The sequence below is a fragment of the Pseudarthrobacter sp. N5 genome (assembly GCF_050157035.1).
Classification (GTDB): Bacteria; Actinomycetota; Actinomycetes; order Actinomycetales; family Micrococcaceae; genus Arthrobacter.
Genome location: NZ_CP189593.1, coordinates 3,205,951 through 3,223,969, shown reverse-complemented (window position 1 = coordinate 3,223,969; position 18,019 = coordinate 3,205,951). Strand labels below are relative to the sequence as shown.

General features: G+C 62.5%; 15 protein-coding genes, 1 tRNA gene and 1 pseudogene. 14 read left to right on the top strand and 3 right to left on the bottom strand.

Annotated features, from left to right (window positions below; translation table 11 throughout):
- Positions 1-43 precede the first annotated feature (43 nt).
- Positions 44-1,523, top strand: a pseudogene (locus tag ACQCST_RS15460) (PspC domain-containing protein).
- Positions 1,520-2,215: a LuxR C-terminal-related transcriptional regulator gene (locus ACQCST_RS15455; protein ID WP_426996616.1), complete on the top strand. Its 696-nt coding sequence runs from the start codon at positions 1,520-1,522 to the stop codon at positions 2,213-2,215. The pseudogene ACQCST_RS15460 and the gene ACQCST_RS15455 overlap by 4 nt, the downstream one beginning before the upstream one ends.
- A 69-nt stretch (positions 2,216-2,284) precedes the next feature.
- Here ACQCST_RS15455 and ACQCST_RS15450 read toward each other — a convergent pair whose 3' ends face one another.
- On the bottom strand, positions 2,285-3,502 hold the full coding sequence (locus ACQCST_RS15450) for a pyridoxal phosphate-dependent aminotransferase (RefSeq protein WP_426996615.1): 1,218 nt from the start codon (positions 3,500-3,502) through the stop codon (positions 2,285-2,287).
- A 277-nt stretch (positions 3,503-3,779) separates the two neighbouring features.
- Between ACQCST_RS15450 and ACQCST_RS15445 the strand changes: the two genes are divergently transcribed.
- The 10 genes from ACQCST_RS15445 (at position 3,780) to rplL (ending at position 11,532) form a co-directional block, all read left to right on the top strand.
- A tRNA-Trp gene (locus ACQCST_RS15445) sits at positions 3,780-3,852 on the top strand.
- Positions 3,853-3,933: 81 nt separating this feature from the next.
- On the top strand, positions 3,934-4,218 hold the full coding sequence (gene secE, locus ACQCST_RS15440; RefSeq protein WP_426996614.1) for a preprotein translocase subunit SecE: 285 nt from the start codon (positions 3,934-3,936) through the stop codon (positions 4,216-4,218).
- Between the two features lie 115 nt (positions 4,219-4,333).
- A complete protein-coding gene (gene nusG, locus ACQCST_RS15435) occupies positions 4,334-5,236 on the top strand; it encodes a transcription termination/antitermination protein NusG (protein WP_426996613.1) in 903 nt (300 codons plus the stop codon).
- A 132-nt stretch (positions 5,237-5,368) separates the two neighbouring features.
- The gene (gene rplK / locus ACQCST_RS15430; protein ID WP_426996612.1) at positions 5,369-5,800 is read left to right on the top strand and encodes a 50S ribosomal protein L11; all 432 of its coding nucleotides are present in this window, start codon (positions 5,369-5,371) and stop codon (positions 5,798-5,800) included.
- Positions 5,801-5,925: 125 nt separating this feature from the next.
- A complete protein-coding gene (gene rplA / locus ACQCST_RS15425; RefSeq protein WP_426996611.1) occupies positions 5,926-6,633 on the top strand; it encodes a 50S ribosomal protein L1 in 708 nt (235 codons plus the stop codon).
- Between the two features lie 366 nt (positions 6,634-6,999).
- Complete coding sequence (locus ACQCST_RS15420) at positions 7,000-7,383, top strand: hypothetical protein (protein WP_426996610.1); 384 nt, start codon at positions 7,000-7,002, stop codon at positions 7,381-7,383.
- A gap of 519 nt (positions 7,384-7,902) precedes the next feature.
- Positions 7,903-9,024 (top strand): GNAT family N-acetyltransferase, encoded by a 1,122-nt coding sequence (locus ACQCST_RS15415; RefSeq protein WP_426996609.1) that lies wholly within the window; start codon positions 7,903-7,905, stop codon positions 9,022-9,024.
- Positions 9,025-9,032: 8 nt separating this feature from the next.
- Positions 9,033-10,160: a GNAT family N-acetyltransferase gene (locus ACQCST_RS15410; protein ID WP_426996608.1), complete on the top strand. Its 1,128-nt coding sequence runs from the start codon at positions 9,033-9,035 to the stop codon at positions 10,158-10,160.
- A gap of 294 nt (positions 10,161-10,454) precedes the next feature.
- Positions 10,455-11,081 (top strand): 50S ribosomal protein L10, encoded by a 627-nt coding sequence (gene rplJ / locus ACQCST_RS15405; protein ID WP_426996607.1) that lies wholly within the window; start codon positions 10,455-10,457, stop codon positions 11,079-11,081.
- Between the two features lie 76 nt (positions 11,082-11,157).
- Positions 11,158-11,532 carry a 50S ribosomal protein L7/L12 gene (rplL, locus tag ACQCST_RS15400; RefSeq protein ID WP_426996606.1) on the top strand — a complete coding sequence of 125 codons (375 nt, stop codon included), beginning with the start codon at positions 11,158-11,160 and terminating at the stop codon, positions 11,530-11,532.
- Positions 11,533-11,697: 165 nt separating this feature from the next.
- Here rplL and ACQCST_RS15395 read toward each other — a convergent pair whose 3' ends face one another.
- Both ACQCST_RS15395 and ACQCST_RS15390 read right to left on the bottom strand, forming a co-directional pair.
- Positions 11,698-12,183 (bottom strand): aminoacyl-tRNA deacylase, encoded by a 486-nt coding sequence (locus ACQCST_RS15395; protein ID WP_426996605.1) that lies wholly within the window; start codon positions 12,181-12,183, stop codon positions 11,698-11,700.
- Positions 12,184-12,190: 7 nt separating this feature from the next.
- Entirely contained in the window at positions 12,191-13,390 is a 1,200-nt protein-coding gene (locus tag ACQCST_RS15390; RefSeq protein ID WP_426996604.1) for an acetyl-CoA C-acetyltransferase, read from the bottom strand.
- A gap of 222 nt (positions 13,391-13,612) precedes the next feature.
- Here ACQCST_RS15390 and ACQCST_RS15385 point away from each other — a divergent pair, with 222 nt between their 5' ends.
- Entirely contained in the window at positions 13,613-14,083 is a 471-nt protein-coding gene (locus ACQCST_RS15385) for a hypothetical protein (protein WP_426996603.1), read from the top strand.
- A 402-nt stretch (positions 14,084-14,485) separates the two neighbouring features.
- Complete coding sequence (gene rpoB / locus ACQCST_RS15380; protein ID WP_426996602.1) at positions 14,486-17,992, top strand: DNA-directed RNA polymerase subunit beta; 3,507 nt, start codon at positions 14,486-14,488, stop codon at positions 17,990-17,992.
- Positions 17,993-18,019 lie beyond the last annotated feature (27 nt).

The window sequence follows — 18,019 nt, the reverse complement described above, 5'->3', positions numbered from 1 at the left end:
TGGAACAGCTCCGGGGAACCCTGATCCGTGTTTGGATTGTTTTATGACAACCGCCGCATACCGTCCGCCGCTGGTCCGCAGCAGCGACCGCATCATTGCCGGTGTGTGCGCCGGACTTGCTGCGCACCTGGGCTGGCCGGTCCGGACGGTGCGGATCGGTATGGTGCTGGCCGCGCTCGCAGGCGGCGCCGGCGTGGCGTTCTATGGCTGGTTGTGGATTATGGTTCCCACCGCGGACGAGAACGCCAGGCGAAACGCCCGCAGGCCGGCGTCGCCCATCGCCCCGGCAGTAAGCGTTGTGCCCGACGCCACACCCGTGGTCGGCACAGTGCCGACCGCTGAATCACGGCCAGTTGCACCGCAACAGGCGCCTCCCCTTTCGCCTGTACCGGGAGGGTACGACGGCGGTGCTGCCGCAGCACCGGGTTTTGCGCGCCCGGGAGACGCTCCAGACACAGCTGAACTTGCCCCAAGCTACCCGGCTGGCGCGACGAACCCTGCCGGCGCGACTAGCCGTGGCGCAACCTGGTTCCGGGTCCGGAAAGTGCGCTACGGGAAGGAAATTCTGCTCGGCGCTGGCTTGCTGCTTGTGGCCGGCATCCTGATTGCCCAGTTGCTCGGAGTGGACGTTCCGTTGGGCACGCTGATCCCCGCCGCGGCAATACTCGGCGGCGCAGCCATCGCGTGGATGCAGCTGGATGAAACACGGCGTGCGGGCCTGGTGGACAAGACCAGGGCCGATCAGGCCGGCGGCTGGGCACGTCTTGCGGCCGGGCTGGCGCTTGTGGTGGCCGGTGTTCTGGTGATGGTGTCCGGATCCGGATCCTGGGAGCAGACCTGGCTGGCGCTGCTCGCTTCGGTCGCTGTGCTGGGCGGCGTGGTGCTGGTTCTGTTGCCGTGGGGCCTGAAGTTCTGGCGCGACCTTGAAACGGAGGCGCGCCGGCCGTGTCCGGGAGACCGAGCGGGCCGAGATCGCTGCCCATCTTCACGATTCCGTGCTGCAGACCCTTGCCCTCATCCAGCGCCGTGCGGCCAACGAGCACGACGTCGTCCGGCTGGCCAGGGCGCAGGAGCGCGAGCTCCGGGGCTGGCTCTACCGGGACCCGGGCAAAGACGCCGGCCAGCTCTCCGACAGGATCCAGGCTGCCGCGGCGGAGGTGGAGGAGGTCCTGGGCCATGCCGTGGACGTGGTCACTGTAGGCGACACCGCCATGGACGAGCGCCACGAAGCGCTTGTCCAGGCAAGCAGGGAAGCCATGCTGAACGCAGCGCGTCACGGCGGTGGCGCGGTTTCGGTGTACTTGGAGATTTCCGACGGCGGGGCGGACGTTTTTGTGAAGGACAGGGGTCCCGGATTTGATCCACAGACAGTTAGCGAGGACCGCCTGGGTGTCAGGGAATCCATCATCGGCCGGATGAAACGGCACGGCGGAACGGCAGCCATTATCAGCAGTGCGGACGGCACGGAGGTACGCCTGCATCTGCCGGCGGCGCAGGCGGAAAACGGAGAGAGCAGATCATGAGCAGCACAGTCACCAACGGCAACGGCAACGGATCAGCAGGCCCGGACGGCAGCGTCCGTGTGGTGATTGTGGACGACCACGCGATCTTCCGTTCCGGTCTGAAGGCGGACCTGGACCCTCGTATTGTGGTGACGGGGGAAGCGGGCACCGTGGAACAAGCCATTGCCGTGATCAGGCAGGTCCGGCCCGAGGTGGTGTTACTGGACGTCCATCTGCCGGGTGGGCTGGGCGGTGGCGGGCGTGAGGTCATTGCCGGTTGCGCGGCACTGCTGGGCAGTACCCGATTCCTGGCACTGAGTGTCTCCGACGCGGCCGAGGACGTGGTGGCGGTGATCCGGGCCGGTGCCCGCGGCTATGTCACCAAGACCACTTCCGGAGCCGAAATCACCAGCGCCGTATTACGGGTTGCCGGCGGAGACGCAGTCTTTTCCCCACGGCTGGCCGGGTTTGTCCTGGATGCTTTCGGCACTGCGCCGGCAGATATCGCCGACGACGAACTGGACCGTCTCTCTGCCCGCGAGCTTGAAGTCATGAGGCTGATCGCCCGTGGCTACAGCTACAAGGAGGTGGCCAAGGAGCTTTTCATCTCCATCAAAACAGTGGAGACCCATGTCTCGGCCGTGCTGCGGAAGCTCCAGCTTTCCAGCCGCCACGAACTGACCAAATGGGCAGCCGAGCGCAGGCTGCTCTAACTACACAGACGCTCCCCGCCGAGGCTGGGGAGCGTTTGTGTTCTTGCTGCGAAAGCCGGGGGCGGGCCCTTACTTGGCCTTGCCGAGGAAACCCTGGAGCCGGGCCACACCGGTGGCCAGATCGTCGTCGCCCAGGGCGTATGACAGCCGGAGGTAGCCCGAGGGGCCGAACGCTTCACCGGGGACCACGGCAACTTCTACTTCGTCCAGGATGAGGGCTGCCAGCTCGGCGGAAGTCTCCGGCCTGGCGGTGCCGTTCGCCGTCTCGAACTCCTTGCCGAGGAGGGCACGGACGTCCGCGTAGACGTAGAAGGCGCCCTTCGGCGTCGGGCATTCCACGCCGTCAATTGCGTTCAGGCCGGCGACGATCGCCTTGCGCCGGCGGTCGAAGGCAACCTTCATCTCGTCGACGGCGGTGAGGGGGCCGGAGACGGCCGCGAGGGCGGCGATCTGGGGAATGTTCGAGACGTTCGAGGTGGCATGCGACTGCAAATTCGTGGCCGCCTTGATGACATCCGCCGGGCCGATCATCCAGCCCACCCGCCATCCGGTCATGGCGTAGGTCTTGGCCACACCGTTGAGGATGACCACTTTGTCGCCGAGTTCGGGGACTGCCGTGGCGATCGAGGTGAAGGGGACATCGTCGTAGGTCAGGTGTTCGTAGATTTCGTCGGTAACAACCCACAGGCCCTTGGATGCGGCCCACTGGCCGATCTCCCTGACCTGTTCCGGCGAGTAGACGGCACCGGTGGGGTTGGAGGGCGAGACAAAAAGCAGGATCTTGGTGCGGTCCGTCAGGGCGGCTTCCAGCTGCTCTACCGTCACCAGGTACTCCTGCTCCGGACCGGCAAAGACCTCCACCGGCACGCCGCCGGCCAGCCGGATGGCTTCCGGGTAGGTGGTCCAGAACGGCGTGGGGACAATGACTTCGTCGCCCGGATCAAGAAGCGTGGCGAAGGTGTTGTACACCGCCTGCTTGCCGCCGTTGGTCACCAGGACCTGCGACGCCTCTGCCTTGTAACCTGAATCCCTGAGCGTCTTGTCCGCAATGGCCTGCTTGAGCTCCGGCAGGCCTGCTGCGGGGGAATAGCGGTGGTACTTCGGCTGGCTGGCGGCCTCGATGGCGGCCTGCACGATGTAGTCCGGGGTGGGGAAGTCGGGTTCGCCTGCGCCGAAGCCGATCACAGGCCGGCCAGCCGCCTTCAGCGCCTTCGCCTTGGCATCAACGGCCAGGGTTGCTGATTCGGCAATAGCGGAAATGCGCTTGGAAACGCGGGCGGCAGACATGGCGGGTCCGTTCTTCGCTTGCAGCCCGGAGGCTGAATGTGGGATTCGACGTGATCTACTCTATGCTGTTCAGCGGATCGTTCGCGGTGTGCGCGTGGAATTGTGACTGCCGGTTAGGGCATGGTTCTCGTCGGAATGAGGGTGGTCCGGAATGAGGCTGGTTCGACGTACGCGAAGTTGTTGCGTAGACTGGTTCTCCGGTGTTGAAAACACGATGATGGCGTGCGCCTCGGTGAAGATCGGGTGAAGTGCGGCCCGATTCGGTTTTTCGATCCATAGGGTAGTGGCGCAATTGGTAGCGCAGCGGTCTCCAAAACCGCAGGTTGCAGGTTCGAGTCCTGTCTGCCCTGCGCAAGCGGTTCCGGCGGAATGCCGGAACCAGCGCAGCAACCATGGTTCAGATCAGAACCGGGTAATCCGACATTGCAAAGATGAGTGAGGACCAGGTGACCGAAACAGCTGCCAGCAGCTCCAAGGGCCGCCCCGCAAAGAAGCCCGCCAATGCAGGCTTCTTCGCTCGAATTGCACTCTTCATCCGCCAGGTAATCGGCGAACTGAAGAAGGTTGTCGCACCAACCCGCAAGGAACTGATCAACTACACGCTCGTGGTGCTGGTATTCGTGGTCATCATGATGGTCATCGTCACCCTGCTGGATCTGGCCTTCGGAACCGGAGTGAGCTGGGTCTTCGGCGGTACAGGCGCCAAGGACCGCTAGGGCTGTAGCTCCGCAGGCTACGTGGTCCCTCCGGGTATCCGGAGGGAATCCGCGGAGTGTGCGGAATTGAGCCATTTAAATAGGCATGTTAGGCAATGAGGAAGCAGGAGACCAAGTGTCTGAGCAGGAGCTCGAGGTAACCGAGACTGAGCTGGAAGAGTCCACGGACAGCACAGCAGGCGCCGCGGCAGGAGCCGGGGAAGAGTCTGAGGTTGAGTCTGCTGCGCCTGATTCCGCAGACGCCGACGCCGCAGTCGCAGACGCCGCTGAAGACGACACGGAGGTTGCTGATGCAGCCGATGCCGCTTCGGACGACGATGCCCAGGCTGTCGACGCCGACGATTCTGACGCCGATGGCTCTGAAGAGCCGGCCGATGAGGACTCTGATGCACTCGCAGCTGCGGCTGCTGCCGCAGAGGTGGATCCGGCCGATGAATTCAAGGCCAAGCTGCGCCGCCAGGAAGGTGACTGGTACGTCATCCACTCCTACGCAGGTTACGAAAACCGCGTGAAGGCCAATCTCGAGACCCGCATCCAGACCCTGGACATGGAAGATTATATCTTCGAGATCCAGGTTCCCATGGAAGAGGTCGTGGAGATCAAGAACGCCCAGCGCAAGGTCATCAACCGCGTCCGCATCCCCGGCTATGTTCTGGTCCGGATGGACCTGACAGACGCTTCCTGGGGTGCTGTCCGCCACACCCCCGGTGTCACCGGCTTCGTGGGCAACGCCCACAACCCGGTTCCGCTGCGCCTTGACGAGGTCTTCTCCATGCTCGCCCCGATCTTCGAAGAAGAGCAGGCCGAGAAAGGCAAGCCCGTCAAGCACGCTGCTGCGCCGATTGATGTTGACTTCGAGGTTGGCGAATCCGTCATCGTCAAGGAAGGTCCGTTCGAGACCCTCCCGGCCACGATCTCTGAAATCAAGGTTGACTCCCAGACCCTCGTGGTGCTGGTTTCCATCTTCGAGCGCGAGACCCCCGTGACCCTGGCATTCAACCAGGTCACAAAGATCTAGCAGATCCACATAGAATTCGCCCCGTAACTGCCGGCTTAGCAGCTACGGAGCGGCCGGCCGCCTCGCCATGGCGGTCAAAAACCTGAGGCACGCTCCTGTGTCCCAGGACGCAATTGAGAGAAGGACCCTACATTGGCTCCCAAGAAGAAGGTCACCGGCCTCATCAAGCTGCAGATCCAGGCAGGCGCCGCTAACCCGGCCCCGCCGATCGGTCCTGCGCTTGGCCAGCACGGTGTCAACATCATGGAATTCTGCAAAGCGTACAACGCTGCCACAGAAGCCCAGCGCGGCAACGTTATCCCCGTGGAAATCACGGTTTACGAAGACCGTTCATTCACGTTCATCACCAAGACCCCGCCGGCCGCAGAGCTCATCAAAAAGGCTGCAGGCGTCGCCAAGGGCTCACCCACCCCGCACACCGTCAAGGTTGCAAAGCTGAGCCAGGCCCAGGTCAACGAGATCGCCACCACCAAGATGGAAGACCTCAACGCCACGAGCCTTGAAGGCGCCGCGAAGATCATTGCCGGCACCGCCCGTTCCATGGGTATCACCGTCGAGGGTTAATTCCTTCACCGCCGGGAAACCGGCACCACTGAAACATTGAATGTCGGAAATCCACACCGGATGACCGACTGTGGCAGGGCCCAGCGCGGTCCGCAGACCACAACTGCACAAGGAGAATAAGCAGCATGGCAAAGCGCAGCAAAGCATATGAGGCAGCCGTCGCCAAGATCGACGCGGAGAAGTTCTACGCGCCGTTCGAAGCAGTGACGCTGGCCAAGGACACCAACCCGTCCAAGTTCGACGCAACCGTTGAGGTCGCTTTCCGCTTGGGCGTTGACCCTCGTAAGGCCGACCAGATGGTCCGCGGCACCGTTATCCTGCCGCACGGCACCGGTAAGGTTGCCCGCGTCCTGGTTTTCGCAACAGGTGCCAAGGCCGAGGCAGCAATCGCTGCCGGGGCCGACTTCGTTGGTTCCGACGACTTGATCGAAAAGATCGCAGCTGGCTGGACCGACTTCGACGCAGCCGTTGCCACCCCTGACCTTATGGGCAAGGTTGGCCGCCTGGGCAAGGTCCTGGGTCCGCGTAACCTGATGCCGAACCCGAAAACCGGCACCGTGACGGCAGACGTCGCCAAGGCTGTCAACGACATCAAGGGTGGCAAGATCGACTTCCGCGTCGACAAGCACTCCAACCTGCACTTCATCATCGGCAAGGTTTCCTTCGACGCCCTCAAGCTTGCCGAGAACTACGCGGCAGCACTGGAAGAGGTGCTTCGCCTGAAGCCGTCCGCTTCCAAGGGCCGCTACATCCAGAAGGCAACCGTGGCCACGACGTTCGGCCCCGGCATCGCTGTTGATCCCAACGTCACCAAGGTTCTGACCGAGGTCTAAAGCCACCAGAAACCGCTGCCGGATCAGTCCGGCGTGCATCACAAGGACCGCCCGGCATTGTGCCGGGCGGTTCTTTGCATTTCAACTCAACGCGGGCCGGAAGTTCAGCACCCAGCTGCCGCCTGATTGGCTACGATAATGGCAGGGCATCGCAGCCCTACCCCATTGAGTCCTTGACTCTTCCCGTCAGTCTGGACGCTGCGGAGGCCGGTGAGTTTCTCGAATTTGGTGCACTCTCCGATGCCGTGGTGATGGAAACCTGGGGGAATCTTGATCGGGCTTCGCCGATGGATGCGCGCCTTGAGTCGTGGCGGGACACCCCCTGCACGAAGCTGCGGCTGTTTTTTTGTTCGGGTGGGCCGCCGAATGGCCGCCGGGTCCTGGATCCGGTTTCCACTCCGGGAAAACGTGCTGGGTGCCTTGATCCGTGTTGATGTCCTGAACAGCTTCTCCGGCCGCGGCATCGGACAGGCACTTGTCCGGCACGCCGAGGCGTTGGCCAATGAAAAGGGCCGGTCCACGTTGCTGAGCTTCACCGAGCACCTTGCGGACTTTGATCCGGACGGCCAGCGGCTCCTGAAACCTGGCACCGGCGGCCTCCCTGCCGACGCCAGGCAGGTCCGTTTCGCGGTGCGGTCCGGCTACAGCCTTGAGCAGGTGGCGTGTTTCAGCGCGCTGGCCATTGCACGCGCACCCGAACTGCTGGATGCCGGCGAAGCAGAGGCGCTGGCGAAAGCGGGGACACTATGAACTGCTGCAGTGGAGGGACCGCTGTCCGGATGAGTACGTGGGTCGGCTGGCACTTTTGATGTCCGGGATGAGTACGTATGCGCTCTCGGGCGGGATTCACCATGACGAGGAGTCGTGGGATGCCGGCAGGGTCCGGCACATCGAGGACACCTGGCGGCGTATGCGCCAGGAGTCGCTGGTTGCAGCTGCCCGGCACAAGCCAAGCGGCGAGCTGGCTGCGCACTCGGTTCTGCATGTTTTTGGCCCGGCAGCCTTGGCTGGCCAAGCAGGACGACACTTTGGTTGCTGCTTCGCACCAGGGCCACCGACTGGGCATGCTGGTGAAGATCCTCAACCTTCGGGTGTGTTGGAAAATTATCCGGCGGTTGAGCGGGTAATGACGTTCAATCCGGCGGAAAATGAGCATATGTTGACCCTAAACACCGCTGGGATCCGTCCGGCCGGCCACGACGGCGGGTGGCAACACCTGCTGCCGGCCTCCGAAAGGACGCTTGCGGACGAGGGACAGGAGCTGCCGCCGTGACAGAGCTGGCGATTACCGCCGTCGTAATTCCGGAAAAGCTCGACGACGCCCTGCCGCAGGGGGTGCGCGGGCCCGGTGAGGCACGCGACGCCAGCGATTTCCGCGACTGCTGCGCACTCCGGGACGCCCACCTGCTGGAGGTTTGGGGGAACCTTGACCGTTGTGCCACCGTCCAGGAGGGACTGCAGTTCTGGCGGGGCAACGACTACGAAGAACGGCTCCTTTTCATAGCACGGCTGGGTGGTGAGGCGGTTGGCCTGTGTTCGGTGATCCTGCCGCTGAAGGAAAACCTGTCGGACGCCGACATCGATGTTCTGGTGGTTCCTGCGCACAGACGGAACGGGATAGGCCGCCGGCTTCTGGAATTCGTGGAACAGCTGGCCGTCAGCCGGGGCCGGACAGTATTCGATGCCTGCTCGGACATGCTTGCTGGATGTGTCGCCGAGGCAGCGGGGCTGCTGATGGCGAAATCAGGCACCGGCGGGCTGCCGCTGGATGCGGCGGCCACAGCGTTTGCGCTCGGCGCCGGGTATCAGCTGGAGCAGGTGGAAACGTCCGGCCAGCTGCAACTCCCAGTGCCATCGGAACACCTGGACGCACTCGAATCGGAAGCCAGGGAGCGCGCCGCGGACTACCGGCTGGCGGAGTGGAAAGACGCCTGCCCGGAAGCGTTGGTTGACGCCTACGCTGTCCTGAAGGGCAAGATCACAGTAGACGTGCCCATGGCCGGGATGGACTGGGGGCCAGAGAATTGGGACGCCGCCAGAGTACGCGAAGAAGAGCGGGCATGGGCCATGGGTGGCATCGAATCCCTGGTTGCAGGGGCCCTACACATGGAAACCGGGGCGCTGGCGGCCTACTCAGTGCTCAACCGCCGGCAGATGATGCCGGGGATCCTGAACCAGGAGGACACCTTTGTGGACTCGGGGCATCGCGGACACCGGCTGGGCATGCTGACGAAGATCGCCAACATCCGGCGCGCACAGCGGTCCTGGCCCGAAGGACTGTCCATCACTACATGGAACGCAAGCGAAAACCAGCATATGCTGGCGATAAATACTTCGCTAGGATTCAGGCCCGCAGGCTATGAGGGTGAGTGGCAGAAACGGCTGGAATGATTCTCCCTATGGCAAAACAGGCAATGGATAACGAATTGCGGATCGAACAGCTCTGGATCCCCGACTCCCTCGACGCAGCAGACGCTGCTGATTTCCTCGCCGCCGTCGAGGTGGGGAGGAAAGTCCGGATGCAGACGTGGGGAAGCGACGATCTCGCCTATGCGCCGCTGGAAAAACTGCTTGAGCTGGCAGACCCCTACGAACGCCAGGTGATCCTGGTGGCCAAGTTGGCCGGAATCATCGTCGGCACCGTCGACATCGCCCTGCCGCTGACGGACAACCTGGACGTCGCTGAGTTCACCCTGGACATCCTGCCGGAGTTCCAGCGCCGGGGTGTCGGCCGGCAGCTGCTCGAGGCGGCTGAACAGCTGGCCCGGTCCGAGGGACGCTCAATGATTCTGGTGGACACCAACCATCCGGGTGCATCCCTTCACGAGTTCGAGGCCGCGCAACTGGTACCGGGCACAGGTCTAGGCTTTGTTCCGTTGGCCAGCCGGGAGGTCGAATTTGCCCGCAGCACGGGCTATGAACTGCAGCATATCGAGCAGTTCAGCTCCTGCACGCTTCCGCTGGACAGCAAACTTGTGGCGGATCTCGAAGCCGAGGCCGAGCAGGCCAACAACGGAAGATACCGCCTGCATCACTGGACAGACCGCTGCCCCGAGCCGTGGCTGGAGGCCGTCGCAGAACTGGAGAACCAGTCCGGCGAAGACGCGGTTCCCTCTGCGGCGGGGGAGGACGAACTGGTTTTCGACGGCGTAGTCCTCCGTGAAGCGGAAGAGGCCACCATTGCGCAGGGGCGGAGGACAGTGGTCACCGCTGTGGAGCATCTGCCCACCGGGACGCTGGTGGGGTTGACCACCATCAGCGTCCTGGCCCCCAGGCCGGACGTCGTATTCCAGGACGACACCGTGGTGTTGCAGGAACACCGGGGCAACAAGCTGGGCCTGCTCATCAAGGTCGCGAACATGGAGCGTCTCACCGAGCAGTTTCCCGATGCGCGGGTTATCTACACGTGGAACGCTCCGGAGAACCGCTACCTGCTCACGGTCAATCAGCAGTTGGGATTCACCACGGCGGGTGTTACAGGTATCTGGCAGAAAGAGCTGCCCGATATGGGTCCCAGCGTCAGCTGATCCCCGATTTGGAGTACCGGGTGATCGTCCCGTAGGCTTGGACTACCAAAGACCGTCGGTTGTTGGAAATTCACCCTTTCGCGCAGAACTCAATTCTGCAGTTTTGCGCGGGGATCACGTGGGTTTTCGGACGAAGGCCCCTGAACATAGGGCGGCCGGCGCAGGTGAACGAAGCAAAGCTCCACAGTCATGGATTGTGTTGAGCCAAGCCCCGTGCATCTGCGCGGGGCGTTTTTAGTTTTAGCTCACCTGAGCAGGGCCCGGAATACCGGCACTATCCCCGGAAGGAGGGTTATGGCAACGCCTACAAAGGTTTCAGCAGTAGCTGAGATCACTAACGATTTCAAGGAATCGAACGCCGCTGTCCTGACCGAATACCGTGGGCTCACCGTTGCACAGCTCAAGCAGCTGCGTGTTTCTCTCGGCCAGGACACCAAGTTCTCGGTCGTCAAGAACACCCTGACCGCCATTGCAGCCAAGGAAGCCGGTGTCGAAGCATTCGACGGCCAGCTTGCCGGCCCCACTGCAATCGCATTCATCAAGGGTGACGCCGTTGCAGCTGCAAAGAGCCTGACGGATTTTGCCAAGACCAACAAGCAGCTGGTTATCAAGACCGGTTACTTCGAGGGCAAGGCACTGAACGCCAGCGAAGTTGTTGCCCTGGCAGCACTCGAGTCCCGCGAGCTGCAGCTCGCCAAGGTTGCAGGCATCCTCAAGGCTCCTGCTGCCGCCGCTGTACGCATCATCGACGCACTGCGCCTCAAGCTTGAAGAAGAGAACGGTGCCCCGGCAGAAGCCGAAACACCCGCCGCTGAAGAAGCCCCGGCCGCAGAAGCGGAAGCTTCGGCTGACGCTCCCGCAACAGATGCAGCAGTAGAGGCTGAAGCTCCGGCTGAAGCCGCAGCCCCCGAAGAGAACTAACTCTCTTTCAAACAAGACTCCGGTGTGAAGGCCAGGCCCAGGCCGCCGATCACCACTATAGGAAGGACGCCACACCATGGCGAAGCTCACCAACGAAGAGCTCATTGCAGCTTTCAAGGAACTGACCATCATCGAGCTCTCTGAGTTCGTCAAGCTCTTCGAGGAGACCTTCGAAGTTACCGCTGCTGCGGTCGCTGTTGCTGGTCCCGCTGCCGGCGCTGCTGCAGAAGAAGAAGAGCAGACGGCATTCGACGTCATCCTGGAACACCCGGGCGACAAGAAGATCGCAGTGATCAAGGAAGTTCGTGCAATCACTTCCCTGGGCCTCAAGGAAGCAAAGGACGTTGTTGACAGCGCTCCGAAGGCTGTTCTCGAAGGCGTTACCAAGGAAGCTGCCGAGAAGGCAGTTGCCCAGCTCGAAGAAGCCGGCGCACGCGTTAGCATGAAGTAACTCAAGCTGCCGTTTCTCGATCTGATCGAGTAGCCCAGTTTGTTCCGGGAAACCCCGTCCACTCCGGTGTGCGGGGTTTCCTGCATTTAAAACAACGCGGGGTCACTTACGGCCCATCCCACCTATGAAATGGGGCCGTAAGTGACCCCGCGTTGCTGTACAGGGCTAGTTCGGATCGCTGATGTCCGCCACCACGGCTCCGAGCGCCGTGGTCAGGGCATCGGCGTCCACAAATGCGCTACAGCCGTGCCAGCCGGCGCCCATGGAGATTCGCCGGCCGGAGACGCTTTGATCCGCAAAGACCGGCCAAGCAGTAGTGCTGCCTAACGGGGTGATAGTGCCGCGCTCGTAGCCCGTGGCTGCGAAGGCAACATCGGCCGGCGGCATGGACAGCTTGTTGACTCCCAGCAGGTTCCTGAGCTTGGGCCAGGAGATTTGGCGGTCACCGGGGATCAGGGCGAACAGGAAGCTGCCGTCCTTGTGTTTAACCACCAGCGTCTTGACGATGTCCGCCGGCGTGATGCCCAGGATCCGGGCTGCTTCCGTCAGGCTGTTGGCAGCGAGTCGTTCCACGAGCTGTACGTCGAGGCCGAGGGCGGCGTCGGCAAGGAACCTGTCCCGGCCGGCGTCTCCGACGGAATTCCCGGTCACGGTCTGATCAGTCCCGGTAAAGCAGGAGTGCTTCGCCTTGCCCGCCGCCCCCACACAGCGAGACCGCAGCCTTGCCGGTGCCACGCCGTTTGAGCTCGTGTGCCGCGTGGAGGGCCAGCCGTGCCCCGGAGGCGCCGATCGGGTGGCCCAGTGCGATTGCCCCGCCGTGGATGTTGCACTTTTCCAGCGGGTAATCCAGATCCTTGAGCGACTGCACCGCCACGGATCCGAATGCCTCGTTGATTTCGATGAAGTCCAGCTCTGAAGCTTTCCAGCCTGCCTTGTCCAGAGCGCTCCGTATGGCATTTGACGGCTGGGAATGCAACGAGTTGTCCGGTCCGGCCACCTGGCCGGGTTTCCCCACGACAGCCAGATACTCGAGGCCGTTGTCTTCCGCGAACTTTCGCGAGGTCAGGACCAGGGCTGCGGCGCCGTCGGACAGGGGAGAGGAGTTTCCTGCCGTGATGGTGCCGTCGCTGACGAATGCGGCCCTCAGGCCAGCCAAGGACTCCACTGTGGTCTCCGGTCGGATGCCTTCATCCGCGGATATAACCACCGGGTCGCCCTTCCGCTGCTTAACGCTTACGGCTGCGATCTCGCCGTCGAACACTCCGCTGCTGGCGGCTGCCGCGGCACGTTGATGGGACTTGGCGGCCACCTCATCCTGGGATGTGCGGTCGATGCCCAGAGTAAGATTCTTGGTTTCGGTGGACAGTCCCATGGACTGGCCGTCAAAGGCATCCGTGAGGCCGTCATGGGCGGCCACGTCCAGAGCCTGGATGGCACCGTACGTCCACCCCTGGCGGGAGCCCGGGAGAATATGGGGAGCCCGGGACATGGATTCCTGGCCGCCAGCCACCACCACGGCGGCGTCGCCGCTGCGGATCATCCGGGCGGCGTCGATCACGGCGGTCAGGCCGGACAAACAGACCTTGTTGATGGTGACTGTGGGGACGTTCCAGCCAATGCCTGCACCGATGGCACTCTGGCGTGCCGGATTCTGTCCCGCTCCGGCCTGTAGCACCTGGCCCATGACCACCGCGTCCACCTGGCTGGCTTCCAGCCCGCTGGCAGCCAGCGCTGCCTTGATGGCATGGGCGCCGAGTTCAACGGCGGTGAAGCCGGCCAGCTGGCCGTTGAGGCGGCCCTGGGGTGTACGTGAGGCGGCCAGGATGACAACTTCGTTGTTGTCTGCGGAGTTACTCATGGATATCTCTTCCGATCTGTGACGGTAATAGGCCAAGGCTATCGCGGGCCGAATCACCTATCCATTCAAACGCTGAAGGGGCGCCGGTGATTCCGTTCGTGCCGGCCGTGGCCCATAGGGGAGAACTACCCATCTGCCGGATGTGCCCGTGGTCGCGGTGGTGAGTAGGGTGGAAGGCGAAGACGAAAGCATCAGAGCAACGCAAAAACAGGGAGCAGCATCTTGAAGAAAATCCTCGCCGCGGCAGCCATGTCCAGCCTCGCCGGACTCACCGCCTGCAGCGTTGCCACTTCTGCCCCGGACAGCACCACATCGACAGCAGCTCCCACTGCGTCCACCACCGCACCTTCCACCGTGTCGCCGTCGCGCTCTTCCAGCCCGTCAGCCGCGCCCCAGGCCGGCGGCGTGAAAGCGGCGTGCGAGACGTTTAACTCCCTCTACGCCGAATACAAGGCGATCCAGAACGATTCGAACGCCTACGAGGACATCTATTTTGCCTCGGACGACGCCCAAGACACTGTGACAGGGAATCTGGTGGGTCTGTTCGCGTCGCTCAAGGTCCTCGCCATTGATCACTCGTCGGCAGTTAATAAAGGTGGCGCGCCCGAGCAGGAATCAAAGGACGCCGTGCGTGACGCGGTGTTCGCCAACGCAGGCGAATGCACCGCAGCGGGCGTTACGCTGCGCCTCTGACGTCTCCTCCGGTGGTTGCCTGTCCGGTGGTTGAGCCTGGGCCCACGCCCGCCGGGTTCCCTGGCCGAGCTTGCGAGGTGAGGGGGCGGGTGGGGAGCGAAGCCCGGGCTGGACGCCAAAAAATCAGTGCTTGCAATAAAACCGGATGTGGGGTAGACATGTGGGTTGGTTTGCCGTAGTGTGGATATTTGCGTCTTCCCTGTTTACCTTCAGCCTTCATATAGCGGTGGGCTTTGCCTAGCAGCCGATCCATTAACGTGCCGTCAACAACGTGCACCACCATGGACAGCCTGGGTCCCGGGTCATATAGCGGAACCGGATGGGTAGCACTGTGGAGTCATTCTGCAGGGTGCACAACGGGGGAGATCTGAAAACGCCTGAAGGTCTGTGGAAGGATCCCTCTTGGTCGCCTCGAGCACCTCTAATAACGAAACCGCTAATACGGCAAGCACCGATGGTGCAACTCGCCGGCTCTCATTCGCAAAGATTCACGAACCGCTTGACGTTCCGAATCTTCTTGCCCTGCAGACGGACAGCTTTGATTGGCTGGTCGGAAACGAACGCTGGCAGGCGCGCGTAGCTAAGGCCGTTGAAGAAAACGACCTCAGCGTCGCCACCAGCTCCGGTCTTTCCGACATCTTCGAAGAGATCTCCCCGATCGAGGACTTCCAGGGCACCATGTCCCTGAGTTTCTCCGATCCGGAGTTCGCTGACCCGAAGTACACCATGGCTGAGTGCAAGGACCGGGACGCTACGTACTCGGCACCGCTGTACGTCAAGGCCGAATTCATGAACAACAACACGGGCGAAATCAAGCAGCAGACCGTGTTCATGGGTGACTTCCCGCTGATGACCGAGAAGGGTACCTTCGTCGTCAACGGCACCGAGCGTGTTGTTGTCTCCCAGCTGGTCCGTTCACCGGGTGCTTACTTCGAGCGCACCGCTGACAAGACCAGCGACAAGGACATCTTCACGGCCAAGATCATCCCGTCCCGCGGTGCATGGTTCGAACTCGAGATCGACAAGCGCGATCAGGTTGGCGTTCGCCTCGACCGCAAGCGCAAGCAGTCCGTCACGGTACTGCTGAAGGCCCTCGGCTGGACCGAAGGCCAGATCCTCGAGGAATTCGGCCAGTACGACTCCATGCGTGCAACGCTGGAGAAGGACGCCACCGAGACCCGCGAAGATGCCTTGCTTGACATCTACCGCAAGCTCCGACCCGGCGAGCCGCCCACCGTCGAGGCTGCCCAGTCGCTGCTGGACAACCTGTACTTCAATTCCAAGCGCTACGATCTGGCCAAAGTAGGCCGTTACAAGATCAACCGCAAGCTTGGCATCGACCGCTCCCTTGGCGACAAGGAAGCGTCGGTCCTGCACGTTGAAGACATCGTCGCCATGATCAAGTTCCTGGTTGCACTGCACGCCGGCGAGAAGACTCTCACCGGCAAGCGTGACGGCCAGGACCACGAGCTGCGCGTTGAGATCGATGACATCGACCACTTCGGCAACCGCCGTATCCGCGCCGTCGGCGAGCTCATCGAGAACCAGGTCCGCACCGGCCTGTCCCGCATGGAGCGCGTTGTCCGCGAGCGTATGACCACCCAGGACGTCGAGGCCATCACGCCGCAGACCCTGATCAACATCCGCCCCGTGGTTGCAGCTATCAAGGAGTTCTTCGGAACATCCCAGCTGTCCCAGTTCATGGACCAGAACAACCCGCTTTCGGGTCTGACCCACAAGCGTCGCCTGTCTGCCCTGGGCCCGGGTGGCCTGTCCCGTGACCGCGCAGGCATGGAAGTCCGTGACGTTCACCCGTCGCACTACGGACGTATGTGCCCCATTGAAACCCCTGAAGGCCCCAACATCGGCCTCATCGGTTCACTGGCATCCTACGGCCGCATCAACCCGTTCGGTTTCATCGAGACGCCTTACCGTCTTGTCTCCGAAGGTGTTGTCTCGGACGAGGTCGAGTACCTGACGGCCGACGACGAAGCAGAGGTCCTGATCGCCCAGGCCAACGCTCCGCTCGACGCCAACAAAAAGTTCGCTGAAGAGACCGTCCTGGTCCGTGCCCGCGGTGGTGGAGGCGAGCCTGTGCTGGTCCCCGCCGGCGAGGTCGAGTTCATGGACGTTTCCCCGCGTCAGATGGTGTCCGTGGCAACCGCCCTGATTCCGTTCCTTGAGCATGACGATGCCAACCGTGCACTCATGGGTGCGAACATGCAGCGCCAGGCTGTGCCGCTGGTCCGTTCCGAGGCACCGTTCGTCGGTACCGGGATGGAGCGCGCCGCTGCAGTCGACGCCGGTGACGTTGTTATCGCCAAGCGTGCAGGTGTGGTCACCGAGGTTTCCGCCGAGCTCGTCATCATGCTCAACGATGACGGTACGGAAACCAACTACCGGATCAACAAGTTCGCCCGCTCCAACCAGGGCAACTGCTACAACAACCGTGTTCTGGTGAACGAAGGCCAGCGCCTGGAGGTCGGCGGCATCATCGCTGACGGCCCGGCAACGGACCAGGGCGAGCTCGCCCTCGGTAAGAACCTGCTCGTGGCATTCATGTCATGGGAAGGTCACAACTTCGAGGATGCCATCATCCTGTCCCAGCGCATTGTGGCGGAGGACGTTCTTTCCTCCATCCACATCGAGGAGCACGAGATCGATGCCCGCGACACCAAGCTTGGTGCCGAGGAAATCACCCGTGACATCCCCAATGTCTCTGAGGAAGTCCTTGCGGGCCTGGACGAGCGCGGCATCATCCACATCGGTGCCGAAGTTGAAGCCGGCGACATCCTGGTCGGAAAGGTCACCCCGAAGGGTGAAACCGAATTGACCCCGGAAGAGCGCCTGCTGCGCGCCATCTTCGGTGAGAAGTCCCGCGAAGTGCGCGACACCTCTCTGAAGGTTCCGCACGGCGAGTCCGGCACCGTCATCGGCGTCCGCGTCTTCGACCGCGACAACGACGACGAACTGCCCCCGGGCGTCAATCAGCTGGTCCGCGTCTACGTGGCTGCCAAGCGCAAGATCACCGACGGCGACAAGCTCGCAGGCCGTCACGGCAACAAGGGTGTTATCTCCAAGATCCTCCCGATCGAGGACATGCCCTTCCTTGCCGACGGCACCCCCGTTGATATTGTCCTGAACCCGCTGGGTGTTCCGGGCCGTATGAACGTCGGTCAGGTGCTGGAAACGCACCTCGGCTGGGTTGCCAAAACCGGTTGGAAGATCGAAGGCGAGCCCGAGTGGATGAAGCAGCTGCCGAACCTGCCGCGCGAGAGTGGCCAGACCACTGTTGCAACGCCGGTGTTCGACGGTGCCCGTGAGGAAGAAATCACCGGGCTGCTGGACTCCACCAACTTGACCCGCGACGGCGAACGCCTGATCAATTCTTCGGGCAAGACCCGCCTGTTTGACGGCCGCTCCGGGGAGCCGTTCCCGGATCCGATCTCGGTCGGCTACATGTACATCCTGAAGCTCCACCACTTGGTGGACGACAAGATCCACGCGCGCTCCACGGGCCCGTACTCCATGATCACGCAGCAGCCGCTGGGTGGTAAGGCACAGTTCGGTGGCCAGCGCTTCGGTGAAATGGAAGTGTGGGCGCTCGAAGCCTACGGCGCCGCGTACACGCTCCAGGAACTCCTCACCATCAAGTCGGATGACATCCATGGCCGCGTGAAGGTCTACGAAGCCATCGTCAAGGGCGAGAACATCCCTGAGCCGGGCGTTCCTGAGTCCTTCAAGGTCTTGATCAAGGAAATGCAGTCGCTGTGCCTGAACGTGGAAGTGCTTTCCACCGACGGAACCACAATTGAAATGCGTGACTCTGATGACGCAGTCTTCACGGCTGCGGAAGAACTGGGCATCGATCTGTCTCGTGCAGAGCCCAGTTCCGTAGAAGAGGTTTAGCAGGGCGTCCGACGGCAGGCCTCACCG

What these genes read in the sequence shown, in the direction of transcription:
- ACQCST_RS15455 (WP_426996616.1), top strand. Translation starts at nt 1,520, where the DNA reads ATGAGCAGCACAGTCACCAACGGCAACGGCAACGGATCAGCAGGCCCG.
- ACQCST_RS15450 (WP_426996615.1), bottom strand. Translation starts at nt 3,502, where the DNA reads ATGTCTGCCGCCCGCGTTTCCAAGCGCATTTCCGCTATTGCCGAATCA.
- secE (WP_426996614.1), top strand. Translation starts at nt 3,934, where the DNA reads ATGAGTGAGGACCAGGTGACCGAAACAGCTGCCAGCAGCTCCAAGGGC.
- rplA (WP_426996611.1), top strand. Translation starts at nt 5,926, where the DNA reads ATGGCAAAGCGCAGCAAAGCATATGAGGCAGCCGTCGCCAAGATCGAC.
- ACQCST_RS15420 (WP_426996610.1), top strand. Translation starts at nt 7,000, where the DNA reads ATGGCCGCCGGGTCCTGGATCCGGTTTCCACTCCGGGAAAACGTGCTG.
- ACQCST_RS15410 (WP_426996608.1), top strand. Translation starts at nt 9,033, where the DNA reads ATGGCAAAACAGGCAATGGATAACGAATTGCGGATCGAACAGCTCTGG.
- rplJ (WP_426996607.1), top strand. Translation starts at nt 10,455, where the DNA reads ATGGCAACGCCTACAAAGGTTTCAGCAGTAGCTGAGATCACTAACGAT.
- rplL (WP_426996606.1), top strand. Translation starts at nt 11,158, where the DNA reads ATGGCGAAGCTCACCAACGAAGAGCTCATTGCAGCTTTCAAGGAACTG.
- ACQCST_RS15390 (WP_426996604.1), bottom strand. Translation starts at nt 13,390, where the DNA reads ATGAGTAACTCCGCAGACAACAACGAAGTTGTCATCCTGGCCGCCTCA.